This is a genomic window from Lentimicrobiaceae bacterium (assembly GCA_023227965.1).
Classification (GTDB): domain Bacteria; phylum Bacteroidota; class Bacteroidia; order Bacteroidales; family JALOCA01; genus JALOCA01.
Window position 1 is genome coordinate 1 of sequence record JALOCA010000046.1, and the last position, 22286, is coordinate 22286.

A 22286-nucleotide genomic window follows, 5' to 3' on the forward strand; every position below is an offset into this window, starting at 1 on the left:
GAACTACAAATATGCACCCTTCCTCCGAAAAAAATCTGTAGTGCCCAAGCCTCCTCCTCAAAAAAATCAATCCCTTGATAACATCCATTTTATTCCTGGATAGCTGCAAAATGGGTTAATATCCATAGAAAAGATTTTTTATTTCTGTGGATTCTCCGCCAGGAGATCAATAATTAATACCCTATGGACAGTCTTTTCTTAAAAAATCAACATTTTATTAACTCCAAAAAGCCATTACATCATAAAAATGTAATGGCTTTTTGGAGTTATATCTGTACAAACCGGAGTCTTACAGTTTATTTTTTAATGATAAATCTACCGGTAGTACGTTCGCCGTTGCTTTCAGCTTCTACCAGGTAAATACCATTAACTGCAGAATTCAGGTTTACCCTGTACAGCGACGAGCCGTTGGCAGTAATAACGTCGTTGTATATCTGTACCCCGTAAACATTATAAATACGGACATACGTTTTAGTATTAGAGGCGGTATTCATCTGCAGGTAAAAATTACCATCCGAAGGATTGGGATAAACCTTCAGGTTTTCCAAGCCTGTATTTTCGCCAGTTCCGGTAGTATTGTCCACATAAATATTTTTTTCACCAGATGCAATACCACTTCCGCAGTCGTTTATTCCTTCCACCGTCAATACCACATCGCCCGTAAAATCCGTATTCCATGTAACTTCTGCCTCAGTTGTAGCAGAGGCAATCGTACCTGCATTTTCAGGAGCCAGCCTCCATGAATAGCTGTTTGCATTGGCTACTGCATCTATTGTATAAACGGAAGTAATGGTATAGGCAAGGTCAACCTGGCCAGGACCATCTGGCATTGCAGGTGTAGCAGGCAAATAATCGAACGTTAGCAGCATGTTGCCGGACATTGGCTCGCATGGGGCATTGAAGGCTTGCAAAGTAAGTGTAACCTGTCCGTTTTCAATATCGGCACTACTTGGAGTATAAACCGGGTTAAGCAGGGTTGCATTGTTAAATGTTCCGGTTCCTGAGGTAATCCAGTCGAGTGATGAATAGTTGATAACAGATGTCCCGCTTATCGTATAGCTTTCGCTTTCGCAAACACTGCCTGTTTCCGTCATGGTTATTTCAGGTATGGCTTTAATTGTAAGCAACATTCCGTCGGAAAAAGTTCCGGTACTTCCTTGAATCGTTAATATAAGTGTTACCGAGCCAGCGTCAATATCTGCCTGACTTGGGGTATAAACCGGGTTCAGTATGGTTACACTGCTGAAAGTTCCCGTGCCGGAAGTTGTCCAACTTACCGATGTATAATTGGTAGCTGTTCCGTTACAGTTATAGTTATCACCTCTACATATCGAAGCATCAGTACCCGCATAAGCTGTAGCAGAAATTGGTGCGGGAAGTTCTATATAATCGAGCCAGGCACAGTCGGAGCCTCCAGATTCATATTGGTCCTTCACATACGACCATTTAAAAGTGTGATTTCCGGAAGTTACAGGATAGCTTACTCTTGCCCATCCCTCTTCACCACTCCATTGTTCCTTCATATCATTGTCAATATAGAACTTCAGAAAATCATAAGTGGCTTCCGAAGACACCTTGCGGTAAAACGAAATAGTATCGCTTCCTGCAACATTTATATTTAGGGTTAAAACAGAACTTTGATTATTTCCTATTGTCCCTGATTTCGAACAATACGTACCTTCGTAGGCACCCGAGCTGATAATTGTCCATGAAGAATTTCCGCCCGATTGCCAGCTAAACTGGTTAAAATTTCCGGTTTCCCAGTCTTCAACAATCAGCCCTATTTTTGCATAATAATCTTTTACGGTTTGGTAAGCACCGCTTCCAAGTGTATAAGTAAGCTGGGAAATTGCTCCCAAAGCCGCTGCCGCATCAATTTGAATTGTAAACTGTGCAATATAAGATTGACCTGTTCCAAGAGTCCCGATAGTATAAACAGGATCGGAAACAGTTATTAGCGAAGATAACGAAACAAGGGTTCCGGTTGTATTTATAGCGTCTGTATGCCCGTTATTTATAGAAGTGAACGAAATGATAGCGGTTTCGCCCGGGTCAAGTCTGCCGTTTCCGTTACCCTGGCTGTCGTCAATTGTGATGGTTCCGACCGACAGCGAAGGAGCATTTGCAATAAGGGTGAAATAAGAATCCCATGTTGAGTTTCCAACAGCCTGCACATCAAAAGTTATTGCCTGCTGGTCTGGGATGGCATTAGAAACGGTTAATGCAAAACCGTTGTCAATGGTTTTTAATTCTCCTGCTGCAAAATCACCATAATTTTCAGTGGCATCGGTCAGGGTGATGTTGGTATTAGTAGTGATTAAAGTAACATTTACGTTGGTAGCAGGTTGTGTTCCTACATTTTGCAAACCCAAATTAAGAGTTACGGATTCTCCGGGGTCTAACTGCCCGTTGTTATTGCCCGAAACATCATTTACCAGGTTTGATTGGAAAATAACATAAGGTTGGTCGGAAACGACTATGATAGTACCCTGATGACGGTTACGGTTATGTCCGATGATGGAAACCGCAATCGGGTTAACATCCATAAGTATGCTACTAAATGTAATTGTTGCATTACCCGAAACGTCTGTTAATCCTCTGCCGATAAGAGAACCGTTTTGCATTAAACCTATACGTGCATTGGGGGCGTTTGTCTGAAAATCAATCTGGCTGATACCAACCGAAACACTTGCCGGATAAGTAGCGATAATATCGGTGGGGACATCAGTCCAAATATCCATAGTCGGGTCGCCAAACAGGTTTGTTTCGTATGCACACCAGCGTATCACATCGTCAGAATTGATATAGGTAACATTGTCTTCTTTTGAGTCGGAATTTACATCTCCAATCAGGAAAATATTTTCGCCAAATATTGCATCAAAAAACTGACGGTCGAAGAACTGCGAGGCGCCATTTGTTCCGCCCTGCTCATACCAACCATAACGTGAATTTGCAATACATGCTACTTCTGCAGTTGAAATAGTTGTAATCACTTCTGCAAAGCAGTCTTCCAGCACATACGAACTGGCATCATCCCGGTTATCGAACGAACCATTGTAGCAACCCTGTGAATATCCTATTCCATACCCATGAGCAATTCCGTTATTCTGAAAATTAGTGGTTGTAACATCGCTGTTTTCCATCTTCATGTTATAAGTAACATTGGAATGCCCCAGGTGGTTAAGCAAATGTGTTCCATTGTTAAACTGGCTGAAAACATTTTCTTTTTCCCAGTTGGCAATGCTTTCGTAAAGTTTTGAAATGGTATAATCTAAAGGGAACCCTACAGTGGTGTACCCGTTATGGGCACCTCCGCTGATAATTTCATCTTTCGAATCGTCGCCATAAGTGATATCATCTAACTGTTCACCGATCATCAACCCCTTTTTTATATCGGCAACCACAGGGCTGGATTGATAAAGGGTAAGTTTATTGATAAAGTTTTGTATTTCGGTTTGGCTGTCAACACACAACCTTCCTATTCCCACTTCATAATATAAATCGGCTTCGTTTGCTTCACCCCACTTGTTATCATTGTCGTTGTTCCATGTTCCGTCGAGGCAGGCATAATACATATCCGAAGGAATATCATTATCAGGCATATCACCGGGGTCGGCATAAAATCCGCGTTTTGGCACAATGTTATCGGATGGAATATTCGGGTCGGCATCTCCGGCAAGTATCACATAACTTATACCCGAATTTTGATAATAATCAATGATACAGTTACGTATTTTCATCTGATTATCAGTACCTGTATATTGTGTGTAAATATCTTCCACGGTTTTGCAGGTTACCGCATAACCGGTACTTTGTTTATAAGTTACATAATCGTTAAAATAAGATAAAAAAGCACTTTTTGTAATTAACAGTATATCGTAAGTGGGGTCGTCCTTACCTGATTTCGCTTCATAATCAGAGATTAACTCGTTATGCTGGGTTAAGGAACGGATACGCTGGTTAATTCTTTCATTGCTGCGGAGCAATCCAAGAGATGTTGATGCCCGTTCGGTGCTTTTCGTAACTATTTCTATGCATATTTCTTTTACAAACTGAACCTTTTTTAAGGCGGGATAATATGTCAGCGGGCAAATTGAAAACGAAGAAATGCTATGCCCGTTCAGGAAATTGGTACTTACTGCAGAAATATTGTTTACAGGATAAGCTGTTTCTGAAAAATAAATTTTATTATCAAGAACCGGTTTATATCCTGCAGGAGCACCCTTTGAAATAGGGAACTGCCTGGATGCCGGAGGAATTGTTATCCCGTTTTCCTCAGGATAATATTCAATTTTAGTTATATTTACTGAAACTGCTTCCGTTCCCGGAGGAAGAAGGATGTTTGCCGCAAACTGAGGAAGTATTGGCGTCCCTTCCTTGCCAAGGTTAGCACATTCTTTATAACTAATTTTTGAATAGCCATCTGCTTGTAAAGCTATTCCGGGCTTTTTGAAACTGTAGGTATAGGCCTGCTTCTGTGCAAAGGCAGAAAAAGTAAATGCCATTAGCATCAAAGCAACAAAAAATGCTGATTTTTTCATATTTTGTTATGTTTAAAGTATTTTATAAATTTTACTTACTAATTGATTTTCATCTTATCAAAAGTCATTCTTCAAAAGAAATAACATTAAAACCCTTTTATAAAAAAGCAGGCTAATGTATTAAAAAAATTAAATGAAATTAATTAACTTAAATTTTTATTCTGTATAAAATACAGGCATATTCTTAAATTTACAAAAGTTGCTTCCATTCCTTTTTGTATAGCGGATTCTTTTCCCCAGCTATTTAATAACCAATTTCAAACGATAACAAAGCCTACTTGTCATCTGCTTTATCTTCGAGCATGGGTACAAAACGGAAATTTCCGTGTTGAAAGGTTTCAAGTTTACCAAGGGTATTTTTTATTACGGTGGTCATTATTTGCGAGTCACCTGAACCCAAAGGAGCGACAAGTATCCCGCCCGGTTTTAGCTGGTCGGTAAGGGTAGTAGGCAGGTAGGGAGCTGCTGCAGTGATAATTACTTTATCAAAAGGGGCAAATGCAGGTAAGCCCTTGTATCCGTCGCCGAAAAATACTTTTACGGTATAACCCATTTCGGCTAATAATTTTTTCGATTTCTGGTAAAGTGTTCGTTGTCGCTCAATGGAATATACTTTTGCACCCATTTCGGCAAGTATGGAAGCCTGATAGCCTGAGCCAGTTCCTATTTCAAGCACTTTATCTCCCGGCTTTATGCAAAGCAACTCCGATTGGAACGCTACTGTGTAAGGCTGCGAAATCGTTTGACCTGCCCCTATCGGAAAGGGCTTGTCTTCATAAGCAAAGTTGAGAAAAGAAGAGTCGAAGAAAAAGTGCCGGGGAACGGATTCGATGGCAGCAAGTACCATAGGGTCTTTAATCCCTTTTATCCGGATTAAATCTGCAAGGTTTTTGCGCAGCCCTTGATGCTGGTAGGTGTCGGTACGGGTAATGTGCATACAATAAAAACACTAAATCAAATAGTTAAACAAAAGTACAATATTTTTCGCAAAATCGAGAAAGCCCATGCGAAAGTAGTAATTCGTTTTTTTAAAAAAAACTTACTTTTGCACAAATTAAAAATAACGATATGCTGAAAATTGGAGTGCTGGGCGCCGGTCATTTGGGAAAAATTCATATCAAATGTATAAAGATGATTCCTGATTACCAACTGGTGGGTTTTTATGATGCCGATAGAGACAATGCGGTAAAGGTAGCGCAAGAATTGGATGTTACGGCTTACCCCTCGCCCGAAAGTTTGATGGACAATGTTGATGTTATTGATATCGTAACTCCTACCATTGCCCATTTTCAATGTGCTTCGCTTTCTTTGAAAAAAAACAAACATGTTTTTATCGAAAAACCTGTGGTTACCACACCCGAAGAAGCATTCCGGCTGATAGAAATTGCAGAAGAGGCAAATGTGAAAGTACAGGTGGGACATGTTGAGCGGTTCAATCCCGCATTCATTGCAGCTTCTCCATTCCTGGGTCAGCCAATGTTTATTGAAACCCACCGCCTTGCCCAATTTAACCCGCGGGGTACGGATGTACCTGTCATTCTCGATTTGATGATACATGATATTGACATAGTGCTGAGTGTTGTAAAAGCCGATATTATGAAAATCAGTGCAAGCGGGGTGGCAGTAGTGAGCGATACCCCCGACATTGCCAACGCGAGGCTCGAATTTGCCAACGGCTGTGTAGCAAATCTTACCGCAAGCCGTATTTCGATGAAAAATATGCGGAAGTCGCGTTTCTTCCAGCGTGATGCTTATATTTCGGTTGACTTCCTGGATAAAGAAGTTGAGATCATTCGTATGCATGATTACGATCCGGCTTCGGGTAATCCTTTTGCCATGACTATTGACCTTGGGAACGGAAAGCCTGTAAAAGAAATTAATATACTGCATCCCGAAGTGCAACCATTAAATGCTATCCAAACTGAATTGCAATGTTTCGCCACCGCCATCCTGAAAAACACCTTACCTTCCGTAACAATAAATGATGGTTACAATGCCCTGGATATTGCCTATCGCATTATGGAAAAAATGAACAGAAAACTGGCTGACTGATTATTGAACGACAACGGATTTTTTCTGAAAATGTTAACAATATTTTTACAAAGCAGCCGTTTTTACAAAAGATCCAGCAAGGTAATACAATCTTTATGATTTTTTTTCTACGAAACCTATTTCTTTTTCTGATTATTTCGGCACTTTGCATGGTGGGCTGTGATGACAAAATCACCAAAGACGACATTCCGTCTTATCTGGCAATTGATACAATCATTCTTTCAACCAACTACGGCAACCAGGGCACTGCTTCCAATAAAATTACAGACGCTTGGGTATATGTAGACAACAATTTGATTGGAGCTTTTGAATTGCCGGCAAAAGCCATCCCTATTCTTGCCGAAGGCACCCATACGATTACTATTAGTTCCGGCATTAAACTCAACGGAATTGCCAGTACACGCGCCCGTTATGCCTACTACAAAAACTACACTGTTAAAATAAACCTTGTAAGAGACAGTATTATAAAAATCCATCCAACAACAACATACACTGATAACACTATATTTGAATGGATGGAAGATTTTGAAGACGGCAGTACTTCTTTGGAAAGAGGGTCTTCAAGCCAAACCGGATTAGAAAGAATAAGCACCGATTCACTAGTATTTGAAGGCTCCAACTGTGGCAAAGCGGTACTTAGGGATTCTTCCGTTTTTTTTGAAGTAAAAACTATCAGTGCTTTTGACTTACCCCTTGACGATAGTCCCGTTTATCTTGAACTTAATTATCGAAATAACATAGATTTTTGGATAGGCTTTTATGCAAATGAGATTTCGGTTACTACTCAAAGGTCTATTCTTAAGCTGAATCCAACTAATGAATGGAAAAAAATTTATTTTAATCTAACTCCTTGGATAAATCAATTTACCAGCGCTAAAAATTTTAACATATTTTTCGGATTTAACCGCAATTACGGCGACCCCGAAGGTATAATATATTTGGATAACATAAAATTAGTACACAGATAGGCATGAATAAAAATTTACAGGTTACGAAATATGTTATTGCCGATTTCCTTTCTGCTTCGTTAGCGTGGACATTATTTTTTATTTACCGCAAGTATTTACTCGATCCAAGTGTACCACAAAGTCTTATTAACGTATTCAGCGATTCTAATTATTATTTTGGGATACTTACTGTTCCCTTATTCTGGCTTATTTTATACGTTTTTATAGGCAGCTACCGGAAAATTTACCGGAAAACCCGTATGAAAGAATTGGGGCAAACTTTGCTAATCAGTATAATCGGAGTTGTTATCATTTTTTTCGCCCTTATTCTCGACGATGTAATAACATCCTATACCAATTATTACCGGGCATTTCTTACACTGCTCATTTTACATTTTTTTACTACTTACCTATTTCGTTTTATTCTCACTTCGGTAACCATACACAGAATTCACCACCGGATTATTGGTTTTAACACTGTAATGGTGGGAAGTAACGGTAATGCTACTTCCATTTATAATGAGATTGAAAACCAGAAAAAATCACCCGGGAATAAATTCATTGGTTTTGTGAATGCTGTAGAACACAGCAGCTACAATCTGGCAAAATATATGCCGCATTTAGGTAGTTACAAGGAGTTAAAAGAAATAGTTGAAAAATACGAAGTCGAAGAAATAATCATTGCTATTGAGCATTCCGAGCATGGAACTATCGAAAGAATAATATCTGAAATAGAAGAAACCTCAGTAGTTATAAAAATTATACCCGATATGCAGGATATTTTGTTAGGTACGGTAAAAACAACCTCTATTTTTCATGCCCCTCTGATTCAAATTCACCCGGATTTAATGCCTGAATGGCAGCAATCCATAAAAAGGGTGCTCGATATTGTGGTATCACTTATTTGTATGATTATTCTTACCCCTGTATATTTTATCGTAGCAGTCGGAGTAAAAATGTCGTCACCGGGACCAGTTTTATATTCGCAGGAAAGAATTGGGATCAAGGGAAGACCATTTAAAATGCATAAATTCCGTTCGATGTACAAAGATGCTGAAACAAACGGGCCCCAGCTTTCTTCAAAAGACGATCCCCGTATTACCCATTTCGGCAAGTTTTTACGAAAAGTACGACTCGACGAAATTCCCCAGTTTTATACCGTCCTGATTGGTGATATGTCGCTTGTTGGTCCACGCCCCGAACGCAAATATTATATTGACCAGATTGTCCACCGTGCTGCACATTATCGCTTACTGCTAAGAGTTAAGCCCGGATTAACCTCGTGGGGGCAGGTAAAATATGGTTATGCTGAAAACGTGGAAGAAATGATTGACCGGCTAAAATACGACCTCTTGTACATCGAAAATATGTCGCTGGCAATGGATTTTAAAATATTAATTTACACGGTTTTAATCGTAATCCAGGGAAGAGGGAAATAATTTTTTCTTTGCAGGGAATATCACATTACAAGAATATAGCAATTAACTAAAATACAGGTGCTGCACGAGAATTTTTATTCCTATTCCTATTAAAGTCAAACCCCCGATTATTTCCATCTTTTTTCCAAAGTGGCTTCCTGTTTTCTTACCAAAAAGGATACCCAACATCGAAATGATAAATGTTATGATTCCGATGATGAATAAAGCCCATATAATTTGTATTTCCAAAAATGCGAAACTGATACCTACAGCAAAAGCATCTATGCTTGTTGCAATTGACATTCCCAACAAAACAAGCAGATTTAAAGGGTTGAATTTTTTCACTTCATCCTTAGAAAAACGCAAGCTTTCAAAAATCATTTTTAATCCCAGAGCCAAAAGGAGAGCAAATGCTATCCAATGATCAATAGCAATAACATAATCCTTAACATATATCCCAATAAACCAGCCCAGTAAAGGCATCAAAGCCTGAAAAAAAGCAAGCGACAGTGCAATTTTTACTGCATTAAAAAAATTGATTCCGTTCATCGCCAGTCCGCTCGATACAGATACGGCAAAAGTATCGAAAGAAAGCCCAATGGCTATCAGTAAAATAACAACGTGCTCCATGCTCATAAAATAATCGGCAAAGATACATTTTGTTTGGTACCGGTAATTTCAAACTGAAATTTGATTATTTTTAAAGCAAAATTTCAGGAGCTATGAACCCAGTTCATCAGTTTCCTTTTGTTCGTTTGTTAGTTCCCTTCCTTTTGGGAATCCTGAGTTCGTTGGCATTTTCTATATCAACAGTTCCGCTTTTTGTCCTTCCGCTTATATTTTTCTTGCTTTTATTTATTTTATTGAATAACAAAACTGTACATTATCGAAATCGGTGGTGGTTCGGAATGTTACTGTTTTTCTTTTTATTTCTGAGTGGTAACAGAATTGTTTTTCAGCAAAGTCTGCAAAATTCACCTGAAAGTATTTCAAATAATTATAAAAAAGGAGATTTTTTGTTATTGAAAATCAGTGAGCCTGTACAGCAAAAAGCGAAAACAAATAGAACGGTTGCTTGCATTATTTCGTTGTTTAAAAATGGCAAACATAAAAAAGTCAATGTAAAAGTAATGCTCTACTTTGCTGATTCTACTTCAAAATCATTGCGATATGGTGATATTATCATTTGCAATTCTCCTTTGCAACTGATAAGTCCGCCCAAAAACCCGAATGAATTTGATTACCAAAAATACCTTGCCCGTAAAGGAATATATTACCAGGCGTATATTAAACCGTACCAATGGTTGCCTCTACAGGCAAACCAGGGTAATTTTTTCAGGGAACAGGCGTCCAAGGTAAGAGCCTATTTTTTATTAATTTTTGAAAAGCATGGCGTTAGCGGAAAAGAATATGCTGTGGCTTCCGCGCTCATTCTCGGTAACACCGATAAATTAGATGCAGAATTGATGGCAGAATATGCAGGTTCGGGTGCTATGCACATCCTTTCGGTTTCGGGCTTGCATGTAGGAATAGTTTACATGGTTCTTGATTTCCTCTTGTTTTTTATGAACCGTAACAGGACATTGCGCATTTTGAAGGCAATATTTATTTTTCTTTTTATCTGGTTTTATGCTTTCATAACAGGGCTTGCACCTGCCATACTCAGAGCCGCCGTGATGATTAGTTTTATCATAGCCGGAAATGTGTATTCACAAAAACCCAACATAATCAATTCAATTGCTGCTTCTGCATTTATTGTATTGCTCTACAATCCTTTTCTTGTAACCGATGTCGGATTCCAGCTTTCTTACCTGGCTGTAACAGGCATTGTTCTGCTTCAAAAGCCGATTTATTCCTTATGGATTCCCGCCAATTATTTGCTCGAAAAAGCCTGGGCGCTATGTTCTGTTTCCATTGCAGCCCAATTGGTTACATTCCCATTATCATTGTACTATTTCCACCAGTTTCCGAATTATTTTCTGATTACAAACCTGATTGCAGTTCCGCTTTCGGGTTTTATCATTTATACCGGTGCGTTAACATTACTGGTATCTCCCCTGCATGTACTGTGTGATGCAGTGTCATTCTTTATGGTTTTATTACTGAAAATATTAAATTTTACCGTACATTTTATTGAAAACCTGCCCGGTGCAATTCTTCAAAACCTATATTTAAATACCTTACAACTATTTTTAATTTATTTATTATTAACCTTTGTTATTTTATTTTGCTTTCAATGGAAAAAAACATTATTGATCAGTTCTTTGCTTTTCCTGCTTTTATTTTCAATATCGGTATTTTATAACAGGTTAAATGCAGAAAATCAAAAATTGATTGTTGTATATAACATAAAAAAACACACTGCCATTGATTTTATTTCCGGCACAAAATCCTGGCAGGTGATGGACAGCACTTTGCTTAAAGAAGATAAGATTTTGAAATATAGCATATATCCCAATAGGATACGTATGCATCTGAAGAAGCAAAGCAATTTTTTTCTGAGAAAAGATAATAAATATATACTTTGGGAGTTTTCCGGAAAGAAAATTGTGGTTGTAAAAAAACCGTTGGATCACAATATTTGTGATACTGCAAGGATTAATTATTTGGTAATTGCGGGAAATCCAAAAGTAAATATACGCGAACTTTTACAATTTGTACATGTCAATATTATTGTTTTTGATGCCTCCAACAGCGTAGGAAGGGTTAGAAAATGGGTAGAAGAATGTAAATTGCTCAATGTTAAATACTATTCAGTTTTTGAAAAAGGAGCGTTTGTAGCTAATCTACAATAAATAAATCGTAAAAAATGGAACTTAAAGGAAAAACTGCTTTGATTACCGGCGCCTCAGGTGGCATAGGTTACGATCTTGCCGGACTTTTGGCAAAAGAAGGTTGCAATCTGATTTTGGTAGCAAGGAGCAGCGAAAAAATGATTTCGCTTGCCAATGCACTTGAAAAACAATGTGGTATAAAAATACATGTCATCACCAAGGACTTAAGCTATGCAGAATCAGCAAATGAATTATACCGGCAAATAGCAGACAGTGGCTTGCAGGTTGACACCCTGATAAACAATGCCGGTTTTGGCAATTGGGGGCTTTTTGCAGAGACTAATCTTGAAAAAGAGATGAATATGATAGATTTGAATGTAAAAACACTTACGGTGCTCACAAAACTGTTTCTCCAGCCAATGTTGCAAAGAAAAAGCGGGCACATCCTGAATGTCGCTTCCACAGCAGCATTTCAACCCGGACCCTACATGGCGGTGTATTATGCGACAAAAGCCTATGTGCTGTCATTTACCGAAGCCCTTTCCGAAGAACTGAAGGGAACCGGCATCAGCGTTACCACCCTCTGTCCTGGGCCCACCGAAACCGGGTTTGGTAAAACCGCTGAAATAGAAAAATCAAAGTTATTTACATCGCTTAAAGTAGTAAAAAGCAGCGATGTAGCAAGCTTTGCGCTAAAGGCATTGAAAAGGAAAAAACGTTTAGCTATTCACGGAACAATGAACCGGCTGATTGTTTGGATCAACCGATTCACACCGCGTTTCATTGTGTTACGGATGGTTTATAAAATGTCGGAGCCTAAAAAATAATTTCTGTTTCGTCGTCAGAGTTATTAACGACAACACAACGGGTTTTTATTTCATCGTACTGCCAAGGAACCCGCACATTCAGCGGGTCATCTGCCTGCAAAGCATTTAATTGAGTAAACGCATAATGAGAAGTGGGGGTGGTTTTGCCATTCACTTTTACTGAGCCTGCCAATGTTTCAAAACCATGAAATACCATACGTATTTTGGTAAAACGGCTATTGAAGGTTCCCTCTTTTTTGCTTAGAACCAATTTATTTGCCGACGGGATATAATGAAACAATTTTTTGTAAAATACACCCTGTTGGTATTGATAAGTAGTGCCATCATCCTCATAATAACAATATTCTGAAGGGGATATTCCTTTATAAATGTGTATAGTAAGAGTATCAGAGGCTTTTTCTGAAGTACTCTGCACCGGAGATTGCATGGGAATTATGCTTCCGGCTTTTACAAATAAAGGCAAACGTTGCAAAGGGCATTCAACTTTGTATTCGGTATTTCCGGTATATTTTTCATCAGAATAAAAATCATACCAATCTCCTTCGGGCATAAAAACTTTCGTCAGTAGTTTGTCGCTTTCCACGGGAGCAACCAAAACCGAAGGACCTAACAAGTATTCATTCTGATAGTCGGGAAGATAAATTTTATCGGATTGGGCATAGTTAATACAAAGGCTGCGTGCAACCGGCATCCCTGATTGTGCTGCTTCGTAAAATGCAGAATAAATATAGGGTAAAAGCTTGTATCGTAGTTGGATGTAATTTCTTGCAATAGCTTCAATATCTTCACCATACGACCAGGGTTCCGCCTCACAAAAATTATAGGATTTGTGAGAACGGAAAAATGGAGTAAAAGTGCCGATGCTGAGCCAGCGGGTAAATAGTTTTGCTGAGCCATCGCCCATAAAACCACCAATGTCATATCCGCAAAAAGGTACTCCCGCCAGTCCGATACTGTTTACCATACGAACACCCAGCAGCATATGTTCGTCGCTGGGGCTGTTATCACCGGTCCATAGGGCTGAATACCGTTGCAATCCGGAAAAACCGGAACGGGTAAGAATGAGTGGACGCCTGCCATTAAGCAGTTTTTTGGTTCCTTCAAAAGTGCTTCGCGACATCAGGAATCCATACACATTTTTCGCCTCTCGGTAACTAACTTTTTCTCCTTCCCAGTCGAAAACAACCATTTCGGGGGTACTTTGTCCCCAACTTGCGGGTTCGTTCATGTCGTTCCAGAAACCTTCCACTCCATCGTTTACCAAATCTTTAAAAGAGTTGCCCCACCATTGGCGGCAGGATTCTTTTGTGAAATCAGGAAAATGGCACCAGCCGGGCCATACCTGGGCAGTGTAAGGTGTATTGTCAGGATATTTTACAAAAACATCTTTTTTAAACCCATCTTCGTAAGCACTGTATCCTTTTTCGACCTTAATTCCCGGGTCAACGATAACCGTAGTATGTATACCCATTTTTCTCAGTTCACCCACGGTTTCTGCCGGATGAGGAAAGCGGGTGGGATCCCATGTAAAAATTTTGTAGTTATCCATGTAGTGTATGTCAAGATACATTACATCAAGTGGAATTTTTTTATCGCGGAAAGTACGGGCAATGTTCAGCACTTCGGTATCGGGGAAATAGCTCCACCGGCATTGCTGAAAACCAAGACTCCAGATTGGAGGTATCTCCATATGCCCTGTAAGATCAGAATATTGGCTAAGGATACCGGCAATAGTTTTGTCCCAGATAAAATAATAATCCATTTCGCCACCCTCAGCGCTAAAAAATGAGAACCTGTCGTTGGAAGCGCCAAAATTAAAAGTAGATCGGTAGGAATTATCGAAAAATATTCCATAGTTCAATCCATGGTGGATGCCAATGTAAAACGGGAAAGAAGCATACAAAGGGTCATCCCAACTTTGATGATGCGGGTTATCGGTATTCCAGTGCACATAGGCAGAACCTCTGCGGTCAAGGTTTCCGGTTTTTTCGCCTAATCCTACAAAGCGTTCGCCTTCCTGCAGGGTTTTATAAGTAGCTACTTCGTTTTCAAGCCATGATGTGCCAAAAGAAGCATCATCACTATTGATGAGTTTACCGTTGGAGGTGTAAAAGGCAAAACGTACAGGATTTCGCTGAATCTGTAATTGTAATTCTCCGGTCGAAATAATGATTTTTTCTTTGGTTTCTTCAAGGTTAAAATTACATGGCTGTGGCTTACCGGCTACCGAATATGAGAAATCTTTTATAAATTTATCCTTTACAATTCGTATTCTGAACATTTTGGGTGAAAAAACGGTAATTTCGGCATTACCGTAATCGGTAACCAGTCGGATTACGGCACCCTCTTTCGTTATTTTTTTCAGATTTCCAAGGCTATGGTTCAGATTATCGCGTGAAAAGCCTGCTGTAACAAGAATAACACTCATACAAAGTATTGCTATTAATTTCTTCATTTTCAGATGGGCAATGTTATTTCTTTATTTTGTGAGAACAATATACATCCATGGTTTCAGGGTTAACTGTACGTCGGCAGCCAGGGTAAGTGGTTTTCCTGTATAAATGTTGTTGTATGTTCCCAGAAAATCTTTTCCTTTGAGAGCAACGGTCTGAGGTTTATCGCTGAGATTAAGTATTACTATTACCTTGCTTTTGTCTTTTTCCCTTACAAAAGCAAATACATTTTTATCAACATTAGTAGGAATTCGTACAAATTTTCCGCCTTCGGCACCGTTCCACAGGGCAGGTGTACTTTTTTTCAGGTTGAGCAGTTTAGTATAAAAACCGTTAAGCATCACTGTCTTCCATGTAATAGTATCTTTTTCAAAAAACTGCAGCCTTTTTTTCAGGGGAAGTTCCTGCCCGGTGTACACCAGTGGCATACCGGGAACGGTAACGGATAAAACGGCAAATGTTTTTACACCTTCACCCAGACGTTCGTATTCGGTGCCATTCCAAGAATTTTCATCGTGATTACTTGTAAAATACATACGGTAAGCATCTTTCTGATACAATGAGTCGTTTTTGGCAAAATATTTCATTATATCATCGGCACTTTTCTTTCCTTTGGCAATATCGTTCATAATATGATGAAATTCCCATCCGTAGGTCATGTCGAAGGCTTGTTGCAAAACCGGTTCTTCGGCTTCGGCTAACAAAAACACAGGACTTATTTTATCGAGCTCTGTACGGACATCTATCCAGAAGTCGGTGGGAACCATACCTGCCACATCGCAGCGGAAGCCGTCAATTCCGGTTTCTTTTACCCACCAGAGCATTGCATCTTTCATGTAAGTACGCAAACCGGGCTGGTCATAATTAAGGTCGGCAACATCACTCCAATCGAAAGGGGAAACGATTTTTCCAGTCGAATCATTGGTGTACCAGTCAGGGTGTTCAGTTATAAGCGGGTTATCCCACGAGGTATGGTTTGCCACCCAGTCCAATATCAGGTGCATACCCAGTTCGTGGGCTTTATTCACCAGGTTTTTAAAATCTTCCATGGTTCCGTATGAAGGATCAATCCCATAGTAATCTTTTACTGAATAGAAGCTGCCTAAGGTTCCTTTACGGTTTTTTTCGCCTATGGGATGAATAGGCATAAGCCATAAAATATCAATGCCCATGGCTTTCAAACGAGGCAACTGGGTTTGAAATGCTTTGAAAGTACCCGGCACGGAATATTGCCGGAGGTTCACCTCGTAAATAGTTGCATTTTTTGCCCATGCAGGGTGTTTTACCTGTTGGTAAGATACTTTCTGCCCTACATTGTTTTGGGAAAATCCTTTTTTTGATAAAACCGGATTAAATAAAAAAACAGTTAACAAAACTAAAAAGGAAATACAGATACGGTGTTTCATTTTACAGTAAAATTTTGGTTAATAATTTATTATTTTTCAATAGTATTTATTCTTCGATGACTTAAAAACCATTCATAAAGGGCGGGATTGTTATAGGTATCCGTCCATACATCATGGTTTGCTTCAGGGTAAACAGTATAAATAACGTTGCCCCCTATCCTTTTTAGTGCATTGACCATTTCCCTCGACCTTGCCTCGGGTACAACATCATCTTTTGCCCCGTGAAAAGCCCAAACCGGCACGTTCTTTAATTTTTCTATATGAATAGTATCGCCACCGCCACATACCGGAGCTATGGCAGCAAATCGTCCGGGACGTTTTATGGCAAATTCCCAGGTTCCAAATCCTCCCATGCTTAAACCGGTAAGATACACCCTGTTAGAGTCAATGCGATATCTCCTCAGTAGTTTGGAAAGCAAGGCATCCAAAACGTCAACCGACCACCATTGTCCTTCGGGACATTGGGGTGAAATAATTACGAAAGGAAATTCTCTCCCTTCCTCTGCCATTTTTGGGGGACCATTTTTTTTCAGCAGTTCGGGATCATTTCCTCTTTCAGCAGAGCCATGCAGGAAAAGAATCAAAGGAAACTTTTTATGTTTGTCCTTTTTGTAATCCTTTGGCAAATACACTAAATAAGGAGTTTTTGTTTTCATTGTGATGCCTGCCGACAGCGATTTCTGGCGTTGGGCATAACTTCCGGCAGCGAAAAAAAGAGCCAGAAAACAAGCAATAACCGTAACTCTCATTATAAAATAGTGCAGTTAAATTTCTCTTGCTATGTATTGTGAATAATCTTTGAGCCGGGGTTTGTATTCCTGTAAGAAAAGTGGAGAGCTAATAAGAAAATCAGCAGTAGATCGGTTGCTGGCACAGGGGATATTGTATAGTACGGCTATGCGAAGCAATGCTTTAACATCTACATCATGCGGATGTGGTTGCATGGGGTCCCAGAAGAAAAATATCACATCAATTTTTTCTTCAGCAATGAGTGCACCTAATTGAAGGTCGCCCCCCAAAGGACCCGATTTCAATCTGGTTACTCTGTAATCATCATTTTTTTCTTTCGCTTTTTTTTGTAATACGGTTTCCACCAATCTTCCTGTGGTTCCTGTGCAATAGATTTTATGATTAACGAGTGTTTCACTATTGAATTTCACCCATTCTACCATATCTTTTTTTTGATTGTCGTGAGCCACAATCCCTATCCTTTTAATTTTTTCCATATAGCAAGATTGAATTTCCAAAAGTACAATAAAAAACGGAAAATTTTAATTTAGTACTTTTGCAAAAAACTACAGCGTTCGAAATAAAAATAACAAATCACGTTATACTACACAAATTAACTGTAAACTATAAGAGATGAAAAGAATTTTAGTTGTAACCGGAGGCGGCGACTGCCCGGGACTGAATGCGGTAATAAGGGCTATAGTGAAGAGAGCTTCCCGTGAAAAAGACTGGGAGGTGCTCGGTAGCATTGAGGCTTTTAACGGCATACTGCGCGAGCCCACCGAAATGGTTGTTCTTGACGAAAAAGCTGTATCGGGAATACATTACCAGGGTGGAACGATTATTCAAACTACCAACAAAGGAGGTCCATTTGCCTGGCCTGTAAAAAACAAAGACGGCAGTTGGAGCACCGTTGACCGTTCCGATGAGATGATTCGTAAAATTCAATACCTTGGCATTGATGCGGTGATAAATATCGGGGGCGATGGCTCACAGCGTTTTTCGCAGACTTTATACGAAAAGGGCTTGAACATTATTGGAGTTCCAAAAACCATTGACAACGACCTGGCAGCTACCGATTCGACATTTGGATTTCAGACAGCCATACAGATAGCCACGGATGCCGTGGACAAACTGGTAACCACCGCAGCAAGCCATAACCGTGTTTTTATCCTTGAAGTGATGGGCAGAAATGCCGGATGGATTGCCCTGAATGCCGCCGTAGCCGGTGGTGCCGAAATATGCCTCATCCCCGAAATTCCTTACGACATCAATGTTGTGTTGGATAAAATTAATTCACGCTTTTACCGCGACAGGGGGTTTGCCATCATCGTTGTTGCAGAAGGCGCCAGATCGAAAAATGGCGAATTGGTAGGAAAATCAAGCGATGAAGTGGGTTACCTCAATTTTAAACTGGGCGGGATTGCTTTCCGGCTTTCGCAACAACTGAAAGATGCCGGCTGCGAACACGATATTCGCGAAACCATCCTCGGACATCTGCAACGAGGCGGCGTTCCGATTGCTTACGACAGGGTATTGGCTACACAGTTTGGGGTAAAAGCTTTTGAGATGGCTCTCAACGGTGAATTCGGGCGCATGGTTTCCTTTCGTTTTCCCGAAATCATTTCCGTTTCGCTCAGCGATGCCATCCAGAAACCCAACCTGGTTGAGCCTGACAATGCACTGGTACGTACAGCAAGAGGTATTGGTATCAGCTTCGGGGATTAGCTGCCGGCTTATCTCTTTCCACTTTTCCTTATTGCGCTTCAAACAATTTCTTTATTTTTTTGTTGAAAATGCTATTCTGTATATTTAACAAACCGGAGGTACATATGAAAGGTGATTATTTATGTCCTAAATGCAGGCATTTTCTTAATGTGGGCGAAAACGTGGTTTTCCATGCCAAAGCCAGTCATCGCCGCGAAGGATTAATAATTCTTCATCCGCAGGTGGGAAACTACCAGGTGGTTAAGCATCCTTCATTCGAATATGAAATGGGAGAAAAAGTGGAATTTTATTGTCCTTACTGTAATATAAAACTCACTTCGGAGCGTAATGATAACTTAGTGAAGATTTTGATGGTTGACGAAAAGAGACAGGAATACGAACTGCTTTTCTCACGCATAGCCGGCGAAAAAAGTACGTACGTAATAATGAACTCAACCATGGAAACCTTTGGACAGGATTCAGGTAAATATCTCGATACTTTAAAAAAATAAAACTAACAGGCTAACAACATACAAAAAATAGCCTCGTTCAGTATCATTGTGGGGTTTTACCAAAACCATTGGTAGCCGTACCAGAACCGCTGGTAGCCATACCAAAACCACCGGAACCCGTACCAAAACTGTCGGGAACGATTCCAGAATACCCACTGCCAATACCAGAACCACCGGAAGCCTTACCAAAATCGTTGGGAGCCGTACCAAAACCGCCGGAAGCCGTACCAAAACCATGGGTAGCCATACCAAAACTACCGGGAGCAATTCCAGGCTATAGTTCCGATTACTATGGGAGGCAGAATGTTACTGCAAATAAGGTGGATATTGAATGGAAGGGTCAGAAAACATAGAGCGGGGAAAAATAAAAAGTAAATCTATTTTGACCCCTCCCCAACCCTCCCCTAATTTTAGGAGAGGGCGCAGTAACCCTGAAAATTAGTAGAATGCCTGATGGGAAGGGTCAGAAAAACTTAAAGCAATAAAAAGCTATGAATGGTATTCAATCTTATCAATCTGCACAATCCGCACAATCCGTACAATCGGAAGCAGTGCTTACAGCCGTGGATAACCGTGTTAACCTTATGCCCGATTATATGATGGTAGAGATAATGCAGGGAGCCACCGTTGTAGGTTCAAAGGAAATATTGGAAGCAACCCTGGCACATTGGGAACAAAAAAGGGGTAAAGCCTTTAACAACCTGACCAGGATATATTGCAGTAACAATGATTTCGCTCAGTCTGCCGACAGCCTGGCTATGCTGCTTGCAAATGAAAATACTATAGATGCCAAATACCGGCTTGCTGCAAGGCAGATGGAAAGACGCGACAGCCTGGCTGCCACTGCCACCCTTGCATCCATACCACTTACGTTTGTTCTTTCTCCTGAACAGGCAGCAGAACATTTTCGCTATGTGGAGTTTTACAATATACTAAAACAACTCCAGCAGGATACTACCGGTATAATGAACATGGATACTTTGCTTGTACAACGCCTGTTTGGGTTGGCGCAGGATTACGAAAGCAATACCGGGATGTATGCACTGAATATATTGCGGGCTGCAGATTACGTTCATTACGAAGATACGCTTATACTGCCATCCGGCTTTAAAACGATTAAGCTTCGTGATTATACCACGGGAGTAGTGAATGATAACCCTGAGGAATACATTAAATTGTATCCAAATCCTGCCCATGATTATATTATAGCAGAATATAAGTTAGAAGAAGGAAATGTTCCTGCACAGCTACAGTTTACCGATATTACCGGGAAGGTTATCAGCCGTAAGGATTTGCAGAAAAATACCGATCAGGTAATTATACCGTTAACCTCATTGGGAAAAGGGAATTATGTACTGAAGATTGCTTACAAAGGTAAAGCCCGGTTGAGCAGTATTTTTTCTGTATATTAATCAATAAAATTAGTATAATTGCAAGGCAGAAGAATAATATTTTTCTGCCTTGCTTATATTAACATTATGAGAAGAAAAGTACTATTAACTATTTTTATTGCATTATTTGTTGTTATAAATTCATACTCACAAGTATGGCCCCGTATATATTTTTCTAATATAAATACTTTCCCTTACCAGATGATAGAATCATATGATAAAGGGTATTTGATAACTGGGAAAGTATTGAACAGTGTAAGTTCACCAAGATATGGTTTACTAATAAAGACAGACATCAATGGTAATGTGATATGGAATAAAAAATTTGGTAACGAAAATAATAGAAATATTATTCATGGTATTGATAAAACAGAGAATGGTGGATATGTTATCACTGGCGTAACGGACCGATATGACAACAATACATCCGAGTGGGATCCTTTTATTATGAAATTGAACGCTTGTGGGGAGAAAGAATGGTGCAAGGTATTTAGTACACCGGGAAATATGGATTTCGGAGTACGAGTAAAAGCATTCCCTGATGGATATATTATGATGTCAAGTTATTATGGATATAACTGGGACAAACGTATCTGGTTGTTTCGTCTTGATTTGGATGGTAACATTGTATGGCAAAATGCTTATGGAACATCGGATACTCTGGTAAATAGCGAAGATTGCTATGAATTAATGATAACATCGGATAACCAGTGTTTAATTACTGGGTCGTGCTATTATCCTCATTCGGATTCGAATTATTACCTTCATCCCTTTTTAGTAAAAACGGATTTGGATGGAAATGAAACATGGGAACTTCCCTGGGGAAAAGATATGGATTTTTATTGTAAGACTCCATGGTCAATAACACGTGAAGACAGCAGGGGGAATTATTACACTCCAGGCTGTCAATACATAGGTATATCTGGCGATTCTCCATGTTTGATAAAAACTAGCCATGACGGACAGGAGTTATATTATGGAATAATGGATACTACTACTATTTATGGGGGATGTACCACTTTGGATATACTGGATAGCAACTTGATTATAGGTGCTAACTGGCAGCATCCCGGAGATACCATGAAGATGGGGGCTTATAAAACAGATACACTTGGTAATGTGATAAAACAAAAAGAGTTACTAAATGATGAAGGCTATCAGTTGATAGGGAGTTTAATAACCGAGGATAAAAAAATAGTAGTTGCGGGTGGGTTTTATCGTAATAACCGGTGGAATATCTACCTTTGGAAACTCAACAGCGACCTGGAGTACGACAGCATCTACACCCAGCCTTTTACCTACGACAGCCTGTGTAATCACGCCATAGTATCGGATACCATTGCATTGGATTGTGATATAGTGGTGGATATAAACGAGCCTTTTACCCAGCCTGAGAAATCGCAACTGAAGGTGTATCCTAATCCGGCTATTATTAGTTTTACCATAGAGCTTCCGCAATACATCGTAAGCAACAGCAAGCATGGCAGCATAAGTACCAGCCATGTGCTTTACCAGTGGCGGCAGGGAGC

Annotated in this window: 17 protein-coding genes; 9 read left to right on the forward strand and 8 right to left on the reverse strand. The window is 39.8% G+C overall.

The features are described 5' to 3' along the window. Positions 1–296 precede the first annotated feature (296 nt). Both M0R21_12255 and M0R21_12260 read right to left on the reverse strand, forming a co-directional pair. Positions 297–4541, reverse strand: a complete 4245-nt coding sequence (locus M0R21_12255) for a C25 family cysteine peptidase (GenBank protein MCK9618593.1) — start codon at positions 4539–4541, stop codon at positions 297–299. Between the two features lie 274 nt (positions 4542–4815). Further along, positions 4816–5478: a protein-L-isoaspartate(D-aspartate) O-methyltransferase gene (locus M0R21_12260; GenBank protein MCK9618594.1), complete on the reverse strand. Its 663-nt coding sequence runs from the start codon at positions 5476–5478 to the stop codon at positions 4816–4818. Positions 5479–5609: 131 nt separating this feature from the next. Here M0R21_12260 and M0R21_12265 point away from each other — a divergent pair, with 131 nt between their 5' ends. The 3 genes from M0R21_12265 to M0R21_12275 all read left to right on the forward strand — a co-directional run bounded on the left by M0R21_12265 (position 5610) and on the right by M0R21_12275 (position 8979). Beyond that, entirely contained in the window at positions 5610–6593 is a 984-nt protein-coding gene (locus M0R21_12265) for a Gfo/Idh/MocA family oxidoreductase (protein ID MCK9618595.1), read from the forward strand. Between the two features lie 95 nt (positions 6594–6688). Beyond that, positions 6689–7561, forward strand: a complete 873-nt coding sequence (locus tag M0R21_12270; protein MCK9618596.1) for a hypothetical protein — start codon at positions 6689–6691, stop codon at positions 7559–7561. Positions 7562–7563: 2 nt separating this feature from the next. Then, the gene (locus M0R21_12275; protein MCK9618597.1) at positions 7564–8979 is read left to right on the forward strand and encodes a sugar transferase; all 1416 of its coding nucleotides are present in this window, start codon (positions 7564–7566) and stop codon (positions 8977–8979) included. A 42-nt stretch (positions 8980–9021) separates the two neighbouring features. On the opposite strand, the gene M0R21_12280 is transcribed toward M0R21_12275, so the two are convergent. After that, positions 9022–9588, reverse strand: a complete 567-nt coding sequence (locus M0R21_12280) for a manganese efflux pump MntP family protein (protein ID MCK9618598.1) — start codon at positions 9586–9588, stop codon at positions 9022–9024. Between the two features lie 92 nt (positions 9589–9680). On the opposite strand from M0R21_12280, the gene M0R21_12285 reads away from it, so the two are divergent. Both M0R21_12285 and M0R21_12290 read left to right on the forward strand, forming a co-directional pair. Then, entirely contained in the window at positions 9681–11753 is a 2073-nt protein-coding gene (locus tag M0R21_12285) for a ComEC family competence protein (GenBank protein MCK9618599.1), read from the forward strand. Between the two features lie 14 nt (positions 11754–11767). Then, positions 11768–12559, forward strand: coding sequence for an SDR family oxidoreductase (locus M0R21_12290; protein MCK9618600.1), 792 nt, complete (start codon positions 11768–11770; stop codon positions 12557–12559). On the opposite strand, the gene M0R21_12295 is transcribed toward M0R21_12290, so the two are convergent. From M0R21_12295 to M0R21_12310, 4 genes are read right to left on the reverse strand one after another with little or no spacing between them, the layout of a single operon-like run. Continuing rightward, on the reverse strand, positions 12549–15014 hold the full coding sequence (locus tag M0R21_12295; protein MCK9618601.1) for a DUF4968 domain-containing protein: 2466 nt from the start codon (positions 15012–15014) through the stop codon (positions 12549–12551). The two genes, M0R21_12290 and M0R21_12295, sit on opposite strands and share 11 nt — an antisense overlap. Before the next feature lie 24 nt (positions 15015–15038). Next, positions 15039–16418, reverse strand: coding sequence for an alpha-amylase family glycosyl hydrolase (locus M0R21_12300; GenBank protein ID MCK9618602.1), 1380 nt, complete (start codon positions 16416–16418; stop codon positions 15039–15041). A 29-nt stretch (positions 16419–16447) separates the two neighbouring features. Continuing rightward, positions 16448–17167 (reverse strand): prolyl oligopeptidase family serine peptidase, encoded by a 720-nt coding sequence (locus tag M0R21_12305; GenBank protein MCK9618603.1) that lies wholly within the window; start codon positions 17165–17167, stop codon positions 16448–16450. 15 nt (positions 17168–17182) lie between these two features. Next, a complete protein-coding gene (locus tag M0R21_12310) occupies positions 17183–17644 on the reverse strand; it encodes a methylglyoxal synthase (GenBank protein MCK9618604.1) in 462 nt (153 codons plus the stop codon). A gap of 136 nt (positions 17645–17780) precedes the next feature. On the opposite strand from M0R21_12310, the gene M0R21_12315 reads away from it, so the two are divergent. Both M0R21_12315 and M0R21_12320 read left to right on the forward strand, forming a co-directional pair. Beyond that, positions 17781–18875, forward strand: a complete 1095-nt coding sequence (locus M0R21_12315) for an ATP-dependent 6-phosphofructokinase (GenBank protein MCK9618605.1) — start codon at positions 17781–17783, stop codon at positions 18873–18875. A 104-nt stretch (positions 18876–18979) separates the two neighbouring features. Beyond that, on the forward strand, positions 18980–19366 hold the full coding sequence (locus tag M0R21_12320; GenBank protein MCK9618606.1) for a hypothetical protein: 387 nt from the start codon (positions 18980–18982) through the stop codon (positions 19364–19366). A 43-nt stretch (positions 19367–19409) separates the two neighbouring features. Here M0R21_12320 and M0R21_12325 read toward each other — a convergent pair whose 3' ends face one another. Continuing rightward, a complete protein-coding gene (locus M0R21_12325) occupies positions 19410–19613 on the reverse strand; it encodes a hypothetical protein (GenBank protein ID MCK9618607.1) in 204 nt (67 codons plus the stop codon). Positions 19614–19857: 244 nt separating this feature from the next. Here M0R21_12325 and M0R21_12330 point away from each other — a divergent pair, with 244 nt between their 5' ends. Then, a complete protein-coding gene (locus tag M0R21_12330; GenBank protein MCK9618608.1) occupies positions 19858–20778 on the forward strand; it encodes a T9SS type A sorting domain-containing protein in 921 nt (306 codons plus the stop codon). A 180-nt stretch (positions 20779–20958) separates the two neighbouring features. Beyond that, positions 20959–22286: hypothetical protein (locus tag M0R21_12335; protein ID MCK9618609.1), on the forward strand; the 1328-nt coding region annotated here is incomplete at its 3' end.